17 protein-coding genes and 3 tRNA genes are annotated in these 16133 nt (G+C 36.5%); 10 read left to right on the forward strand and 10 right to left on the reverse strand.

The window, feature by feature from the left end:
• Positions 1 to 38 precede the first annotated feature (38 nt).
• From ACFOW1_RS12600 to ACFOW1_RS12620, 5 genes are all read right to left on the reverse strand, one after another.
• On the reverse strand, positions 39 to 920 hold the full coding sequence (locus ACFOW1_RS12600; RefSeq protein WP_379014709.1) for a sugar phosphate isomerase/epimerase family protein: 882 nt from the start codon (positions 918 to 920) through the stop codon (positions 39 to 41).
• A gap of 69 nt (positions 921 to 989) precedes the next feature.
• Positions 990 to 1562 carry a gluconate 2-dehydrogenase subunit 3 family protein gene (locus tag ACFOW1_RS12605; RefSeq protein ID WP_379014711.1) on the reverse strand — a complete coding sequence of 191 codons (573 nt, stop codon included), beginning with the start codon at positions 1560 to 1562 and terminating at the stop codon, positions 990 to 992.
• Between the two features lie 24 nt (positions 1563 to 1586).
• The gene (locus ACFOW1_RS12610; RefSeq protein WP_379014712.1) at positions 1587 to 3269 is read right to left on the reverse strand and encodes a GMC oxidoreductase; all 1683 of its coding nucleotides are present in this window, start codon (positions 3267 to 3269) and stop codon (positions 1587 to 1589) included.
• Positions 3270 to 3374: 105 nt separating this feature from the next.
• Positions 3375 to 4253 (reverse strand): hydroxypyruvate isomerase family protein, encoded by an 879-nt coding sequence (locus ACFOW1_RS12615; RefSeq protein ID WP_379014714.1) that lies wholly within the window; start codon positions 4251 to 4253, stop codon positions 3375 to 3377.
• Between the two features lie 25 nt (positions 4254 to 4278).
• A complete protein-coding gene (locus tag ACFOW1_RS12620) occupies positions 4279 to 5487 on the reverse strand; it encodes a nucleoside permease (RefSeq protein WP_379014715.1) in 1209 nt (402 codons plus the stop codon).
• A 248-nt stretch (positions 5488 to 5735) separates the two neighbouring features.
• Between ACFOW1_RS12620 and ACFOW1_RS12625 the strand changes: the two genes are divergently transcribed.
• The 4 genes from ACFOW1_RS12625 to ACFOW1_RS12640 all read left to right on the forward strand — a co-directional run bounded on the left by ACFOW1_RS12625 (position 5736) and on the right by ACFOW1_RS12640 (position 9333).
• Entirely contained in the window at positions 5736 to 6128 is a 393-nt protein-coding gene (locus ACFOW1_RS12625) for a c-type cytochrome (protein ID WP_379014716.1), read from the forward strand.
• A gap of 3 nt (positions 6129 to 6131) precedes the next feature.
• Positions 6132 to 6821: a 3-keto-disaccharide hydrolase gene (locus ACFOW1_RS12630; protein ID WP_379014717.1), complete on the forward strand. Its 690-nt coding sequence runs from the start codon at positions 6132 to 6134 to the stop codon at positions 6819 to 6821.
• 136 nt (positions 6822 to 6957) lie between these two features.
• On the forward strand, positions 6958 to 8862 hold the full coding sequence (locus tag ACFOW1_RS12635; protein WP_379014718.1) for a gamma-glutamyltransferase family protein: 1905 nt from the start codon (positions 6958 to 6960) through the stop codon (positions 8860 to 8862).
• Between the two features lie 81 nt (positions 8863 to 8943).
• Entirely contained in the window at positions 8944 to 9333 is a 390-nt protein-coding gene (locus ACFOW1_RS12640; RefSeq protein WP_379014719.1) for a hypothetical protein, read from the forward strand.
• Positions 9334 to 9419: 86 nt separating this feature from the next.
• On the opposite strand, the gene lpdA is transcribed toward ACFOW1_RS12640, so the two are convergent.
• Positions 9420 to 10829 (reverse strand): dihydrolipoyl dehydrogenase, encoded by a 1410-nt coding sequence (gene lpdA, locus ACFOW1_RS12645; RefSeq protein ID WP_379014720.1) that lies wholly within the window; start codon positions 10827 to 10829, stop codon positions 9420 to 9422.
• A 195-nt stretch (positions 10830 to 11024) separates the two neighbouring features.
• On the opposite strand from lpdA, the gene ACFOW1_RS12650 reads away from it, so the two are divergent.
• The 3 genes from ACFOW1_RS12650 (at position 11025) to ACFOW1_RS12660 (ending at position 12070) form a co-directional block, all read left to right on the forward strand.
• Positions 11025 to 11225: a hypothetical protein gene (locus tag ACFOW1_RS12650; protein WP_379014721.1), complete on the forward strand. Its 201-nt coding sequence runs from the start codon at positions 11025 to 11027 to the stop codon at positions 11223 to 11225.
• Positions 11226 to 11591: 366 nt separating this feature from the next.
• Positions 11592 to 11813 (forward strand): hypothetical protein, encoded by a 222-nt coding sequence (locus tag ACFOW1_RS12655; protein WP_379014723.1) that lies wholly within the window; start codon positions 11592 to 11594, stop codon positions 11811 to 11813.
• A 14-nt stretch (positions 11814 to 11827) separates the two neighbouring features.
• On the forward strand, positions 11828 to 12070 hold the full coding sequence (locus tag ACFOW1_RS12660) for a hypothetical protein (RefSeq protein ID WP_379014724.1): 243 nt from the start codon (positions 11828 to 11830) through the stop codon (positions 12068 to 12070).
• A 144-nt stretch (positions 12071 to 12214) separates the two neighbouring features.
• On the opposite strand, the gene ACFOW1_RS12665 is transcribed toward ACFOW1_RS12660, so the two are convergent.
• Positions 12215 to 13036 (reverse strand): SAM hydrolase/SAM-dependent halogenase family protein, encoded by an 822-nt coding sequence (locus ACFOW1_RS12665; protein WP_379014726.1) that lies wholly within the window; start codon positions 13034 to 13036, stop codon positions 12215 to 12217.
• 30 nt (positions 13037 to 13066) lie between these two features.
• Positions 13067 to 13873 carry an SDR family oxidoreductase gene (locus ACFOW1_RS12670; RefSeq protein WP_379014727.1) on the reverse strand — a complete coding sequence of 269 codons (807 nt, stop codon included), beginning with the start codon at positions 13871 to 13873 and terminating at the stop codon, positions 13067 to 13069.
• 203 nt (positions 13874 to 14076) lie between these two features.
• Between ACFOW1_RS12670 and ACFOW1_RS12675 the strand changes: the two genes are divergently transcribed.
• A tRNA-Lys gene (locus ACFOW1_RS12675) sits at positions 14077 to 14149 on the forward strand.
• 58 nt (positions 14150 to 14207) lie between these two features.
• Positions 14208 to 14280, forward strand: a tRNA-Lys gene (locus ACFOW1_RS12680).
• A 110-nt stretch (positions 14281 to 14390) separates the two neighbouring features.
• Here the strand turns inward: ACFOW1_RS12680 and ACFOW1_RS12685 are convergent.
• Positions 14391 to 14463, reverse strand: a tRNA-Ala gene (locus ACFOW1_RS12685).
• 51 nt (positions 14464 to 14514) lie between these two features.
• Positions 14515 to 15222 (reverse strand): tRNA pseudouridine(55) synthase TruB, encoded by a 708-nt coding sequence (gene truB / locus ACFOW1_RS12690; RefSeq protein WP_379014729.1) that lies wholly within the window; start codon positions 15220 to 15222, stop codon positions 14515 to 14517.
• A 90-nt stretch (positions 15223 to 15312) separates the two neighbouring features.
• Between truB and ACFOW1_RS12695 the strand changes: the two genes are divergently transcribed.
• Positions 15313 to 16017, forward strand: coding sequence for an NUDIX hydrolase (locus ACFOW1_RS12695; RefSeq protein ID WP_379014730.1), 705 nt, complete (start codon positions 15313 to 15315; stop codon positions 16015 to 16017).
• The last annotated feature ends 116 nt before the right edge of the window (positions 16018 to 16133 follow it).

Raw genomic sequence — 16133 nt, forward strand, 5'->3', positions numbered from 1 at the left:
CTCAATCCTTTTTTAATTTGTATCAAACATTGAAAGGTTTAAAACTTCAATTGCTTCATGTAAGCAGCATCTTTTTTAGCACTTTCAAGTGGTGTGGCAGTATCATAACGTTCTTGTTCTACAATAAAATATTGCATACCATTGGCTTTAGCTACTTTTAAAATTGGTGCATAATCAATCACACCTTCACCTAACACGCAAGAAGAGTTTTGATCAGTTGCTACTGCATTTTTCATTCTATCTTTTACATGACAAAGTGTGAAACGATTTTTATGCTTTGTAAAGTAATCGGCAGGATTTACACCAGCAGTAACTGCCCAATAAATATCTAATTCAAAAAATACGGTATTTGAATCCGTGTTTTTTAACATAACATCAATTGGCACTTCTCCATCAATTTTCTTAAAAGAATAATCATGATTGTGGTAAGCGAATTTCAAGCCATTCTTTTTACAAATCTCACCGCATTTATTAAACTCGTCAGCGGCTTTTTTAAAATCATCAATGCTTTTTTGAGGGCCTAAATAAGGTGCAATTAAATATTTCATGCCTATTTCAGCGGCTTCAGTGGCTTTGCGTTCAAAGTCTTTCCTAAAGTCACAGTGGCTAGATACGATTTGCATACCTAAATCGCCAATATAGCTTTTAAATTCTTTATTTGTCATGCTCCAAAACATGCCTTGTTTACCTTCAAAACTTTCAATTTGGTTATAACCAAATGCTGCTACTTGTTTTAAAACGCCTTTTGGGTCTTTGGGTAAATCATCTCTTAGAGACCATAACTGCAATCCGAATTTATGGGTAGTGGCACCCGCACCGCTTAGCCAATTGGCTGCTTGGGTACTAGCAGATGGTAATAAAAAGCCACCCGCTGCTAGTGCAGAAAGCTTTAAAAATTCTCTTCTTTTATTAATAGACATAATGCAATTTTAATTTATTAGTAAATAGTCGATTTTAAACTGATTAGGAATTCCAAATCATACATTGCTTTATGTTGTAGCCCAAGCTTTATCACCTTTTTTATAAGGTGCAGCGCCATCGAAGCGTCCAGGTGTTTCTATATAGCGCAACACTTTGGTAGCCCCTACCTCCGATGTAAAGAAGCCAAGTAAGGTTGTTTCTTTTAACATGCGAAAATAATGGCTTGGCTCTTCCTTTTTCTTAGTTGATTGATAAGCTTGTTGCTCTTTATCAAGTGCATTTAAAAAGGCAGTACGTTGCTCTACTGTACCTTTTATAAAACTCGTATTGTATTGCTTGTTAAAGCCTTCTTGTAACGATTTTATACCGTCTGAGAATACTTTTTGGTCAGCAACAGTGTAACAGTCTTGTACCATCATGGCAATAAAAGCACCCACTTTTGCGGCTTTTGCGCCAGGTGTAGAAGTTGCTGGTAAAATAGTTTCTGCTATTTCATCAAATAAAGCAACATCGCTTTGTTTAAAGAGCTTGTTTACTTGTGTATCAGTTGGACCACAGCCCGAATTGACAAACACTTCTGCGCCAACAACTGTGCCGCCAAGTAGCAGACCTATTCTTGAGATTACTTCACGTCTATTCATTGTAAATATTTTAAAATTAGATAATTATAAGTTGCCTTTTTTCAATTCGCTAACAGCAAAATCACATGCTCTTGCGGTTAAAGCCATATAAGTTAATGATGGGTTTACACAAGCAGCTGATGTCATGGCAGCACCATCTGTTACAAACACATTTAATGCGTCCCACACTTGGTTATTGCCATTTAATACAGATGTTTTAGGATCTTTACCCATACGTGCTGTACCCATTTCGTGGATACCTCTACCCAAAATACCATTGCCTTCGTAAGTCTTGATGTTTTTAACACCTGCCGCTTCAAGCATTTCAGCAGCATCGTTCATCATGTCTTTTCGCATTTTAAGTTCATTATCTTTTAACTCGCAGTCAAATGATAATACAGGCAAGCCCCATTTGTCTTTCTTGTTTTTGTCAAGTGTTATTCTGTTTTCTTGGTAAGGTAATACTTCACCAAAGCCCATCATTCCCATCGACCAACCACCTGGTTCTGTTAAGGCATCCTTAAAAGCAGCACCTAAGCTTCCCGCTTCTGCGAGATCTCTATGCCAACCTTGGCGACTACCGCCACCTTGGTAACCAAAACCGCGTACATAATCCCTTTTATCGCCAAACAAATTACGGTAACGAGGTATATAAATACCATTCGCTCTTCTGCCGTAAGTGTATTTATCTTCATAGCCATCTACGGTACCATTAGCGCCTACACCTAAATGGTGGTCCATCACGTTTCTACCAAGCTGGTCGCTGCTGCTACCTAAACCGCCTTCCCAAACATCCGTTGCAGAATTCATCAACACCCAAGCTGAGTTTAAGGCAGAGGCATTTACAAACACAATTTTTGATTTAAACTCGTAGGTTTTGTTGGTTTCAGAATCTAACACCTCTACACCTGTTGCTTTTTTCGTGTCTTTGTTATATAATATTTTTGTAACAATACTAAATGGACGTACGGTTAAATTACCTGTTTTCATCGCCGCAGGTAGGGTAGAAGATTGTGTGCTGAAGTATGCGCCAAATGGGCAACCTAGCCAGCATTTATTTCTGTATTGGCAATTGGTTCTGCCTTCATGAGCTTCTGTAAGATTAGCTGTACGCCCGATAATCATGGTACGCGCACCTTTGTAATGCGACTTAATTCGCGCAGCGACATCTTTTTCTACGCAAGTCATTTCCATTGGCGGCAAAAACTGACCATCTGGTAATTGTGGCAATCCTTCTTTGGAACCACTGATACCTGCAAAACGTTCTACATGATCGTACCATTTTTCTAAATCTTTATAACGAATAGGCCAATCAACGCCATGCCCGTCTTTTGCATTAGCTTCAAAATCAAAGTCGCTCCAACGGTAACTTTGTCTGCCCCACATTAGTGAACGACCACCTACGTGATAACCTCTAAACCAATCGAATCGCTTTACTTCTGTGTATGGACTTTCTTTTTCATTGGTCCAATAATCGAGGTTTTGTTCATTTAAAGTGTACTCTCTACTTAATACTGGATAATCAGCAATCATTTGCTGTGTTTTGCCACCTCTATGAGGAAATTCCCAAGGATTTTTAGTAGCGTTTACATAATCTTTCACGTGCTCGATATTTCTACCACGTTCGAGCATGAGCACTTTTAGCCCTTTTTCAGTTAGTTCTTTTGCTGCCCAGCCACCGCTAATACCGCTGCCGATAACGATCGCATCGTAAGTGTTTTCTGCCATATGGATTGTTTTGAAGTTTGAATGTTATAATTTAAATATTTTTAGGATAGTTTAAGAAGCTATTTAGTCCGTTTTAAGAAAACAGCAATCTGAAAAAACTATTTTTTATATATCACAAATATTAATAGCTTGTTTTAAAGAAGCAACTTTATCGTTGCCGGTAGGTATAAACTCTTGTGCAACATATCCTTTGTAGCCTGTTGCCAAAATGGCTTTCATAATGGCAGGGTAGTACAATTCCTGTGTGTCGTTTATTTCGTGTCTACCAGGTACACCGCCAGTATGATAATGACCAAAATATTGATGATGCGCATTAATGGTACTAATCACATCCCCTTCATCAATTTGCATGTGATAAATATCGTATAGCAATTTAAAGTTTTCTGAGCCAATCATTTTACACAAATCCACACCCCATTGGCTTCTATCGCACATATAATCTTTGTGGTTGACTTTGCTATTTAACAATTCCATTTGTATGGTAACGCCATATTTCTCTGCGGTAGACATAATCTGTTTCAAGCCGTCAGCAGCATTTTTCATTCCTAAGTCATCAGCCATACCATTTCTGTTACCGCTAAAGCAAATTAAGTTTTTATAACCCGCAGCCGCCACTAATGGTATCATTTCTGTGTAATTCTTAATTAAAGTAGCATGATATTGCGTGTCATTCCAACCTTTTACTAAGCTAATTTCTGCACCATTGCACATGCTACTAAAAATGTTGTATTGCTTTAGTATTGGCCAATCTTTCGGACCACATAAATCAATAGCGCTAAAGCCAATACTGTTTACCACTTGGCACAATTCGTCGAGCGTTAAAAAATCATATGTCCATCTACAAACTGAATGGTTAATATTTCTTTTCAACGCACTAGTTTGGGCTTGTGGCGAAGAAAAACTAGATAAGATACCCGTTGTAGATGCAGCTACAGAACCAGCTAATATATTTTTAATAACAGTTCTTCTATTGGTAGTAGACATTGGTTCGAAAATTGGTAATGAATAATTAAACTGTTTCCCGTGTTTTCTTATCTGTAAAAAATAGCCCAAATAGAACTAATACCACAGCAGAAATACCTGCAGGAATTAACCAAATGCTTTGCCATGCATGCACATTATCGCCAGTAGTATATCTTTTTGCAACATAACCAGAAAGTAGTGAACCAATCCACATACCTAAACCATAAGTTGCCATTGTAATCATGCCTTGTGCAGAGCTCTTAATATTTTCACCAGCTCTATTATCTGTATAAATTTGTCCAGTTACAAAGAAGAAATCGTAGCATACACCATGTAGTATAATGCCAGCAAATAACATCCATAAACCTGCATTAGCGTTACCAAAACCAAAACATAAAAAGCGCAATACCCAAGCCAACATACCTATCATAATCATCCATTTTACCCCTAATTTTCTAAATAAAATAGGAATTAAGAGGATGAAAGCGGCTTCAGAAAACTGCCCAAACGTCATGTTGCTAGTGGCGTTTGCCATACCCACTTCATTTAAAAACTGGTTAGCTTGGCTGTAATAAAAAGATAATGGTATACAAATTAAAATAGAGGCAATAAAGAAAGTTACGAATGATTTGTCTTTAAACAATACAAATGCGTCGCTGCCCAATATTTGCCCAAAAGTGGCTTTTTGACCTTTGGCTTTTGGTGGTGTGGCTGGTAACATAAAACTTAAAATACCAAGAACAGCAGATGCAATTGCGGCCATTTTAAAAGTAAATGCCATTTGCTCTGCTTTGATATGAAACACTCTATCAATACAAATACCTGCGATAATCCAACCGATGGTACCAAATACCCTAATGCCTGCAAATGATTGACCAGGATCTTTCATTTGACCAAAAGCAACCGTATTTGTTAGTGCTAAAGTGGGGGCATATAATAATGAGTATAATAAAACCCACCAATAGAAATTATCTGCGTTGCTCACAGATGTTATGTAATATAGAACCGCAGCGCCTACTAAATGTAAAACTCCTAATAACTTTTGTGCCGCAAAAAATCTGTCGGCAATCATCCCAACAAAGAATGGTGATATGATTGTGGCAATGGCCATAGCGCTATAGGCTGCTCCAATTTGTACACCATCAGCTTTAAGCGCATTCGCTAGATAGGTACCCATGGTTACATACCAAGCACCCCAAATAAAAAATTGTAAGAACATCATTAAAGACAAGCGAATACGAATACTACTTTGCATAAAATCGTTAGATATATAATAAAATGGGTTGGCGGTTTAAATGTAGAAATAAATTTGAACTAACAATAGCTTTTTTAAATATTTATAATGCTTTGTTTTAATGCAAGCCTTTGCTATTTATAAACTTTTTTTTGAACGGTTTTTTTCAACCTCTTACTAGAAAAAAATTGTTGCAATAATATTATTTATCTGTTCTATCCCTACTTTTACAAGTATTAATTTGTTAAAAATAAACTCAAACGATTAAGATGAAAAAAGTGTTTACCGTTCTATTTGCCACTTCTATTGCAGCTAGTATTATAGCATGTGGTGGTGCTGAAACTAAAGACAAAACAGTTGTTGCGTCTGTTACAACGGATATAAGTGCCGATCCAAATTATAAAAAAGGGCTTGATTTAGTTGCCAAATCTGATTGTCTCACATGTCATAAAATCAATGAAAAATCAACTGGACCTGCTTACAATGAAGTGGCCGCGAAATATGCTGGTGCCGCGGATAGCACTATTACAAGACTTGCAGGAAAAATAATTGCTGGGGGTTCTGGCGTTTGGGGTGCTATACCAATGACACCGCATCCGCAAGTATCGCAAGCTGATGCAGAACAAATGGTGAAATACATTTTATTACTTAAAAATAGCTAAGTCATGTACAATAAACTAACGATTGCAAGTTGCGCTTTGGTGGTGATTTTTGGATTTACCACCATTACTAAACATACTGCCAAAGGCTTTATGAAAATATTTGATGGCAAAACCACGAAAGGGTGGCATAGCTACAATAAAACGAGTGCTGGCGCCGCGTGGAAAGTAGAAGATGGCGCATTACACCTAGATGCAACAGCTAAAGAAGGTAGAGGTAATTTAGTAACTGACGCGGCTTATGACAACTACCATTTAAAATACGAATGGAAAATTTCGCCAAAAGGGAATAGTGGGTTATTGTTTAATGTAATAGAAGATGCCAAATACAGTGAACCTTATTTTACTGGCCCAGAAATGCAAGTGTTAGACAATGATGGCCATCCAGATGGGAAAATAATAAAACATAGAGCTGGCGATTTGTACGACTTAATTGCTTGTAACAAAGAAACTGTAAAGCCTGTTGGTGAATGGAATAAAGCCGAAATTATTTTAAATAATGGCGATTTGACATTTGTTTTAAATGGTGAAAAAGTGGTGCACACAACTATGTTTGATGACAATTGGAAAGCCATGGTTGCTAAAAGTAAATTTAAACAATGGGCCGACTTTGGAACAGCTAAAAAAGGTAAAATTTGTTTACAAGATCACGGTGATGAAGTTTGGTATAGAAATATTAAAATAAAACAACTATAGTATTTTGTTATATACTTCAAAATGCCTGTTATTATTAGTAGCAGGCATTTTTATTTTCAATCCTTTCATCTAAAAAACGAAGCACTATTAACATTTAAATGGCAGCCGTTGTTATCTTTATCACAAACCACAAACTATGTTACGTTCTCTTACTTTACTTGCTGCTATTTGCCTAGCCTTAAATATATCTGCGCAGCAAACCCAAAAGCCTCCCTTACATGGTAAAAATTGGATGGCGGTTACGGGAAAACCATTGGCCGCAACGGCCGGGGCACTAATATTTGAACGTGGCGGTAACGCTGTAGATGCAAGCTGTGCGATGCTTGCCGCTACTTGTACCATGTGGGATGTGCTTAGCTGGGGCGGCGAAACGCAGGCACTCATTTATAATCCTAAAACTAAAAAAGTAATTGCGATAAATGCTATGGGTGTAGCACCAACAGGCGCAACCGTTGAATTTTTTAAAAGCAAAGGCTATCAATTTCCACCAGAATATGGGCCATTGGCAGCAACAACACCAGGTACAGTTGGTGGGCTTTGTTATATGCTATCAGAATATGGTAGCATGAGTTTGAAAGAGGTTTTAGCGCCTTGTATGCAATTGGCAGCAGGCTACCCCATTGAAGCACAAACTGCTAACAGCATAGAAAAAGCAAAAGACAAATTAAAACAATGGCCTTATAGTAAAGCAGTGATGCTACCGCATTTGGGTGAAAAAAGAGAAGCCCCAGAAGCTGGTGAAATATTTGTTCAAAAAGATTTATTAGCAACACTTACCAAACTTGTAGAAGCTGAACAAGCGGCTTTAAAAGCACATAAATCTCGTAAAGAAGCAATTATGGCCGCTTTTGATAGATTTTATAAAGGTGATATTGCCAAAGAATTTGTACGTGGTTGCCAAGAACAAGGTGGCTTGATAACTTTACAGGATTTAGCCAATTGGAAACCTGTAGAAGAAACGCCTTTGTCTATTAACTATAAAGGCATTGATGTGTACAAATTGCAGCAATGGACCCAAGGACCAATGCTTTTACAAAGTTTGAATATATTGGAAAATTTCGACTTGAAATCAATGGGTTATAATAGTACTAAATATATCCATACCTTGTATCAAACAATGAGTTTAGCATTTGCAGATAGGGATTTTTATTACGGTGATCCTCGTTTTACCAAGCAACAACCCATGGCTGGTTTATTAAGTAAAGATTATGCAAAAGAACGAGCCAAATTGATTCAATTTGACAAAAATTATCCTAATATTTTTCCTGGCGATCCCTATCCATTTGAAGGAAAAACAAATCCTTTTGCAACATTATTAGCTAAAAGGCAGCAACTATTTAACCCCGATACTACAAATAATAACAGCAATTTTCAACCGAAACATGATACCAGAACATCTAGTATTGAAGTAGTGGACGAGGAATATATGGATAGATTGAAACGTGGTACAACAAGCGTAGAAGCCGCAGATAAAGAAGGCTGGGTGGTTTCCATTACACCAAGTGGTGGTTGGATACCAGCTTGCATTGCGGGTAATACGGGTGTTGGAATGAGCCAACGCATGCAAAGTTTTGTATTAGATAGTACTATTAATCCTTTTAATGTGGTGGCACCAGGCAAAAGACCAAGAGTAACACTTACACCAAGTATTGCCTTGAAAGATGGTAAGCCATTTATGTGTTTTGGTGTGCAAGGCGGTGATACGCAAGACCAAAACTTATTACAATGCTTTTTAAATGTGGTAGAATTTGGTATGACCATTCAACAAGCTTGTGAAGCTGCTAATATTAATACCAATCAACTTTGGTTGAGCTTAGGCGGCTCTAAAATTGACGATAGAAAACCAAAAGCAGGTAATTTATTGTTAAATACAAGAACTAAGAATTCTGAACTAGTTGCCGAGCTAGAAAAAATGGGCTATAAATTGAGTTATGACGACAGAAGTAGCGGCCCTATAAATGCTATTTTGTTCGATTGGAAACATGGTAGTTTATGGGGTGGTAGTAGTAATAATGGTGAAGATTATGGCATTGGTTGGTAATGATAAGTGTTAATTACTATCAAAATTTCGCTAGTTAGTCCCTTATCTTCGCCAGCCATTTATTCATTAAAACATTAGGCTTTGAAACACTCGCAAACAATAGGATTATTAGCTGCTTTGGCTATATTAGGCATTTGCTTTTTACCTTGGGTAACCATACCAACAAAAGAATTGGTAGTTACAGGTATGAATGCAAAAGGTACTGACTTTGGCACACCAGGTAAAGTAAATATCTTTTTTAGTGTTATTATGGCAATCTGCTTTTTATTGCCAAAAATTTGGGCAAAACGTACCAATGTATTTCTTGGCGCACTAAACTTTTCGTGGGCTATTAGAAACTATATCTTACTTACTACTTGTATGATGGGTATTTGCCCTGAGAGACATTGGGCTTTATTGGCATTGGTGTTTACATCTGCCATTAGTTTGTTAATGACCTTCTTCCCTAAAATAGATGTAAATAAAGCTTAATTGATATCGGCTAAAGAATTATTGTGTAAACAAAAAATCCTGTTGCAACTACTGCAACAGGATTTTTTATAAATAGATACACTTAATTAAATGTCAATTGCTTCACCGTAAGCCATAGCGGTTGCTTCTTTAAAAGCTTCGCTCATTGTAGGGTGGGGGTGAACAGCACCAAGAATTTCGTGTGCGGTAGTTTCAAGTTTACGCGCCACAACTGCTTCTGCAATCATATCAGTTACATTCATACCAATCATGTGAACGCCTAGCAATTCACCGTATTTAGCATCGTAAATTACTTTTACAAAACCATCCGTTGCGCCAGCAGCACTCGCTTTACCGCTAGCCATAAATGGGAACTTACCAATTTTTAGTTCGTAGCCAGCTTCTTTTGCAGCTTTTTCTGTCATACCTACGCTAGCAATTTCTGGTGTGCAATAAGTACAGCCAGGAATATTGTTGTAGTCTAAAGCTTCTGGTAAGTGTGCAAATTTCTTTTCGTTATAAGCAATAGCTTCAGCAGCGTTTATCGCTTCTTTACTAGCTACGTGAGCAAGCGCTTGGCCGGGTGTCGCATCACCAATAGCGTAAATACCAGCCACATTTGTTTGTCCGTATTTATCTACTACTATTTTACCTTTTTCTGTTTTAATACCAAGTTCTTCTAAACCAATATTTTCAATATTTGCAACCACACCTACAGCGCTCAATACTAAGTCAGCTTCAAGGGTTACGTAGCTACCATCTTGTTGTTTTACTTTAGCTTTAACGCCAGCACCAGCAGTGTCTACACTTTCTACTGAAGCATTCGTCATTACTGTAATGCCTTGTTTTTTAAACGCTTTTTCTAATTCTTTGCTGATATCATCATCTTCTACAGGAACAATTTTTGGTAAAAACTCAACAATAGTAACTTTTGTACCCATGCTATTGTAGAAATAACCAAACTCACAACCTATCGCACCACTACCTACAATAATTAGGCTTTTTGGTTGCTCTGGCAACACCATTGCTTCTCTGTAGCCAATAATTTTTTTACCATCTACCGGTAAGTTTGGTAATACTCTACCTCTACCACCTGTAGCTATAATAATGTATTTACCTTCTACCACTTGTTTGCTACCATCTGCTGCAGTCACTTCTATTTGGCCTTTGGCTTTAATTTTACCATAGCCCATTACTACATCAATTTTGTTTTTGCGCATTAAAAATTGAACACCTTTGCTCATTTTATCTGCAACACCACGGCTACGTTTTACCACACCACCAAAGTCTTTCTCTACACCTGTAGCAGTAATACCGTAATCACTAGCGTGTTTTAAATAATCGTACACATTAGCACTTTTCAACAACGCTTTAGTAGGGATACAACCCCAGTTTAAACACACACCACCTAAACTTTCTTTCTCAATAATAGCCACTTTTAAGCCTAACTGAGAAGCACGGATAGCGGCAGGATAACCACCAGGACCACTACCTAAAACAATTACATCGTATGCCATAATTTTTAATTTATTGAATGGGTGGTTGTAAATACATCATCGGCATTTAACTGAATGACGATTCTAAACTTTCCCGTTTTATTTTACAGATTGCGAATTTAGTTGCTAAAGTGCAAACAGCAAAGCACTGTTGTAATTATAAGATAAAGAATTACAGAAAAGGTGTTACGCAAACAATAGCGTAAAAAACTAGTTGTGTTAGTAAGATTGTTTAAGCACAAGAATAATGATGGCGTAACCGCTAAGGCGGTCGGGCTGTCCGTTATTACTCCGCCACAAAAGCTTGGCTGCAAAGCCTTCAGCGGGGTAGCCACAGCCATCCCTTACGCAATCGTGCAGCAGGTTAAGAAAGTGGTAGCTACTACACTATTGAAGGTATTGCAATACGCAACTTAAAATACCTACAAAGGGCTAAAAAATTCCCTGCCTTGGTAATGATATTTTCCTAGCTAGGAAATTCCAATTTCCTAGCATGCTAATTTTTTTTCCTAGCTTGGAAATTTGTAACGCCTAACTAGTTATTTATTGATTGAAGTTTCTCGAATTTTAACCCTTGATTGTAGTATTCTAATTTATCAGTGGGCTAAGTAGCAAAGAAAGAAGCACAGGCTTGTCAAAACTTATTTCTTTGTTATAATCTGTGCCTTTAAAAACAAGGATATCACTCGTGGCACTGCAATTTCGTAAAACTTATTAAATTTGTTATCGACGTTAATAAGCAGCTTTATTAATAATTATCAAATTACGAAAGAAATAGAAAATATGAAAAATCTATTTATCTCTTTTTTAACTAGTTCATTAATACTCTTAAGCAGCAATTGTTTTGCTTTTACACAAAAAGACAGTACAGAAAGACAAGCGTTAGAAATGCTAAAGGAATTTTATACTGCTTATCATACAGAATGGATTACAACTAAAGAGACCAAAAGATTTGATATATTGATAAAAAGAATTGATTCATTGGAAAAAAATACTGTTCGTTAAGTTTCAAAAACAAATTGAAACAAGAATTCAAAAAAGGTGGGTTGGATAATGATTTTCTAACCAATAACGAAGGTGCAGACAATAAATCTTTAAAAACATTAACTGTCACAAAAGATTCAACTCGAGCAAATTCTTATATCGTCTTTTATGTTTACGATACTTTTAGTCCTTCTTATAAGCCTATTACTAAAGAGGTTGTACTTCATATTAATGTTATAAAAGAAAAGGGCGAGTTTAAAATAGATTCTGTTTGGTAAAATGTAGATAACTTTAATTCTCTCCGTGTTGTTCAATTACAGCATCTCGAAGGAATAGTGAGCGGACGCTACATGTAGTTGAACTTGAATAAAGACAGCAGCGAAACTAAAAAGGAAATAAAATTAAACAAATAAAAGTATTAACTACTCAAAGAAAATTCTAACCGTTTGGTAAAACCATTTGTTTTGTACAGCCGCACCTTGCTGTTGCATTTTTTGATTAAAGCCTTGTAAGCCAAACAAGCCTGCCAAATTACCGCTATTGATAGCAATTTCTAAATAGCCTGCCGAATTGAACCATGCCAGTTTCTCGCCTTCAACAACGCTTGAATAATTATTGCTGATCTTATCAATTACTTCATTGCGCTTAAATACAATTTTAAAGTTTCTATCACGCCGTTGTTCTTCAAACTCTTGTTTGGTAATATTGATGATAACATTTTCAAAATTATCGATAAACAATATTTGACCTTCCATCCAATCGGGGCCAATGGTAGCGCGTAGCGGATATTTCTCTATTAATTGTTGAACGGGGTAGCCTACTTCAGATAAATTATTGGTATGCAATAAAGCAGCAATGGCTTTTGCCACAATTGCTGTTACAGATAATAAACTGTAGTAACCACTTATAGGAATAGCTACAATTTCTTCAGGTTTATTACCTGTAATCATGGTAATAATACCGTTATCTGGGCAAATGATGTATTGATTGTGATGCTTTGCTACCAATAGGTATTGTAAAGCATTTTCAAAAAAATCGAGTATTACCACGTGGCAAGTATTGTCTGGAAAATGTTTAAAAGCATTGGCGCAGATATAGGCAGCCTGTGGATAATTGTCTTTTGGTAAATAATGTGTGATATCAACGATATTAAAGCCAGCATACTGCGATAGTAGCTGACCTTTTATGGCGCCAACTACAAAGTCTTGCTGGCCTATATCTGTTGTTAAGGTAACAATGGGCATTAGTAATCGGTAACGTAAAACAGGTAGTTATTATTTTACTAATTCCCCATTTTTATAAAAGTAATTACGTGTTAGTTTATCAGCTAGTGATGGGAAAAATTTATTCATAAAAACCGTCCGCTTACCAGTAGCAGTTAATACGAGCGTTCGCTTTCTTTTCTCAATTGAGGTGATAATATGCTGTGCGCAAGCCTCGCTTGTCATCATTTTGCCTTCGTCCATAGGAGTTTCGCCATGCGATTCGCCTTTGCTATTTAAAGCTGCAATCCTAATATTAGAAGCTGTAAAGCCAGGGCAAACCCACATGACGTTGACACCACTATCAAGCAATTCTGTTCTTATCGCTTCAAGCCAACCATTAACGGCGAACTTGCTAGCACTATAACCACTTCTGCCAGGTAAACCTCTAAAACCTGCTATTGATGATACCCCAACAATGGTACCTTTATTAGCAGTAATATATGGTAAGGCAAACTTGGTACAATATACGGTGCCCCAAAAATTGATATCCATCACTTTTCGCAATGCATCTAACTCCACATCTTGCAATAAAGCACGCATTGAAACGCCAGCATTATTAATTAGAATATCGATGGTAGAAAAGTTTTTTATGACCTTTTCTATAAACAATGCACACTCCTGTTCTTTACTTACATCTGCTGCGTGGATAACCAAAGGTTTGCCAGGATGCGCTGCTTGCAATTGATACAACTTATCGTAATTTCTGCCACAGGTTGCCACTTTAGCACCTAATGATAAAAAAGCATCTACTAAAGCCTTACCAATACCATCGCTACCACCCGTAATAACAACTATTTTATTTTGAAACACTGACATAATATTTAAATATTCTGAACAAAAATAAGCTTACCACGTTTTAAATATCAGTTCTTTTAAAAATTAGTTTAGGTATTAGGAAAAAGTAATACAGGCGAAAATATTTTCATTTTTTTTCTAAATTATTTGGTGCAATTATCAAAACCCCTATTTTTGCACTCCCAAAATGAAAAAAGAGTTAAATCTTAATTGAAAATGGGCAAGATTTCGTAGCTCAGCCGGTAGAGCACATCACTTTTAATGATGGGGTCTTGGGTTCGAATCCCAACGGAATCACAATATAAATTAAACGCTTTCCAAAGCCGTAAACCATTTTTTACGGCTTTTTTATTAAGATCTCGTAGCTCAGTTGGTAGAGCACATCACTTTTAATGATGGGGTCTTGGGTTCGAGTCCCAACGGGATCACTAAATGCCTCACAATTGTGAGGCATTTTTTTGTCCATAATGTTCAATATTGATGGTTGGGTTGAAAATTGATTGCAAAAAAAATCACACCTAAAATAGATGTGATTGAGTGGAGCGTAGCGGGGTCGAACCGCTGACCTCTTGCATGCCATGCAAGCGCTCTACCAACTGAGCTAACACCCCGATAAACGCCTACAAATGTAAAGTTTCGTGATTGACAACACCAAAATAAAATTATTGCCCTTCTTGCGCCAACAATTTTGCTCTCAAAGCTTTCAATTCTATTTCAAAATCAGCCACTTGCAAGGCATCCTTTATATCAAAATCGCCAATTTTAGTTCTGCATAAACTACTCATATAGCCCCCTACACTTAAAGCTGCACCAAAATCATTTGCCAAACTTCTAATATAGGTACCTGTAGAACAACGTACTCTAAAATGTACAACGGGCATTTTAATAGTTACAATATCAAATTCGTAAATGGTGACTGGTCTTGGTTCTACCTCTACCATAATACCTTGTCGTGCCGATTCATACAAGCGTTTCCCATCTTTTTTTATAGCAGAATGTTGTGGTGGATATTGTAAAATATTACCTTTAAATTGTTCTGTAGCAGCAATAATTTGTTCGTTTGTAAGGTGAGAAGTGCTTTTAAAATTCTCAGGTTCGGTTTCTAAATCAAAACTTTGTGTGGTACTACCCAATGTTATGCTACCAATATATTCTTTAGGCATGCCCATGTAATCATTAATTTTTTTTGTAAACTTTCCAGTACATACAATTAGTAATCCTGTTGCCAAAGGATCTAAAGTGCCTGCATGCCCTACTTTTTTCACTTTTGTAAGATATCGTACCTTACTTACAACATTAAAACTCGTCCATGTTAAAGGCTTATCAAACAATAGCACTTTGCCTTCACTATATTCTTGTATTGGTAACATTTGGCAAATGTAAGTAACAGCCTTTGTTTATTTTTTTGTAACAAAAGCGATCTGCTAACAATATATTTGTTACATATCGGTTTTAATACAATGAATAAGTATACTAAACAAACACGTATTTTAACAGCAGTAGACTGTATCATATTTGGTTTTGATGGTACAGAACTAAAACTACTCTTAATAAAACGCGCTTTTGAGCCTCAAAAAGGCAACTGGAGTTTGATGGGCGGCTTTGTACAAGCTACAGAAAATTTTGATGAAGCTGCAAAAAGAGTGTTAAAACAGTTAACTGGCCTGGATGGGGTATATCTTGAGCAACTTTATGCTTTTGGTGCAATTGACAGAGACCCACTTGAACGAACCATTTCAATTGCTTATTTTGCATTAATCGATATTCACAAATATCAAACACAAATAAGTGAAGAATATCATGCAGAATGGATGCCCGTAAAGCAAGTACCTGCTTTAATTTTTGATCATCCGCAAATGATTAAAATGGCTAAAGCAAAACTGCAATATAAAGCCGCTTTGCATCCCATTTTGTTTGAATTATTGCCAGATAAATTCACATTGCCACAGTTGCAAAGCCTTTATGAAGGCGTCTACGATACCGAATTTGATAAAAGGAATTTTAGTAGAAAAGTGTTGTCGACAGGACTTTTAATTAAGCAAAAGGAAAAGGAAAAAGCCTCTTCAAAAAAAGGTGCTTTTTTTTATAAATTAAATAAAAGGAGTTATAAAGCTAATTTTCAAGCCTTTTTAAATATCATTCCCAATGCACATAAATTAAAATAATCGAATAAGAATAAAGAATTTTGAATTTTAAAACTTACTTTTTTTCAAATAAATTTATAGCTGCTAAACGCAATATCTGTACAGATTGGATGCAATCAACTATAAATTAATATAAA

Source organism: Parasediminibacterium paludis (assembly GCF_042651445.1).
Taxonomy (GTDB): Bacteria; Bacteroidota; Bacteroidia; order Chitinophagales; family Chitinophagaceae; genus Parasediminibacterium; species Parasediminibacterium paludis.

What these genes read in the sequence shown, in the direction of transcription:
- ACFOW1_RS12600 (WP_379014709.1), bottom strand. Translation starts at nt 920, where the DNA reads ATGTCTATTAATAAAAGAAGAGAATTTTTAAAGCTTTCTGCACTAGCA.
- ACFOW1_RS12605 (WP_379014711.1), bottom strand. Translation starts at nt 1,562, where the DNA reads ATGAATAGACGTGAAGTAATCTCAAGAATAGGTCTGCTACTTGGCGGC.
- ACFOW1_RS12610 (WP_379014712.1), bottom strand. Translation starts at nt 3,269, where the DNA reads ATGGCAGAAAACACTTACGATGCGATCGTTATCGGCAGCGGTATTAGC.
- ACFOW1_RS12615 (WP_379014714.1), bottom strand. Translation starts at nt 4,253, where the DNA reads ATGTCTACTACCAATAGAAGAACTGTTATTAAAAATATATTAGCTGGT.
- ACFOW1_RS12620 (WP_379014715.1), bottom strand. Translation starts at nt 5,487, where the DNA reads ATGCAAAGTAGTATTCGTATTCGCTTGTCTTTAATGATGTTCTTACAA.
- ACFOW1_RS12625 (WP_379014716.1), top strand. Translation starts at nt 5,736, where the DNA reads ATGAAAAAAGTGTTTACCGTTCTATTTGCCACTTCTATTGCAGCTAGT.
- ACFOW1_RS12630 (WP_379014717.1), top strand. Translation starts at nt 6,132, where the DNA reads ATGTACAATAAACTAACGATTGCAAGTTGCGCTTTGGTGGTGATTTTT.
- ACFOW1_RS12635 (WP_379014718.1), top strand. Translation starts at nt 6,958, where the DNA reads ATGTTACGTTCTCTTACTTTACTTGCTGCTATTTGCCTAGCCTTAAAT.
- lpdA (WP_379014720.1), bottom strand. Translation starts at nt 10,829, where the DNA reads ATGGCATACGATGTAATTGTTTTAGGTAGTGGTCCTGGTGGTTATCCT.
- ACFOW1_RS12655 (WP_379014723.1), top strand. Translation starts at nt 11,592, where the DNA reads ATGAAAAATCTATTTATCTCTTTTTTAACTAGTTCATTAATACTCTTA.
- ACFOW1_RS12665 (WP_379014726.1), bottom strand. Translation starts at nt 13,036, where the DNA reads ATGCCCATTGTTACCTTAACAACAGATATAGGCCAGCAAGACTTTGTA.
- ACFOW1_RS12670 (WP_379014727.1), bottom strand. Translation starts at nt 13,873, where the DNA reads ATGTCAGTGTTTCAAAATAAAATAGTTGTTATTACGGGTGGTAGCGAT.
- truB (WP_379014729.1), bottom strand. Translation starts at nt 15,222, where the DNA reads ATGTTACCAATACAAGAATATAGTGAAGGCAAAGTGCTATTGTTTGAT.
- ACFOW1_RS12695 (WP_379014730.1), top strand. Translation starts at nt 15,313, where the DNA reads ATGAATAAGTATACTAAACAAACACGTATTTTAACAGCAGTAGACTGT.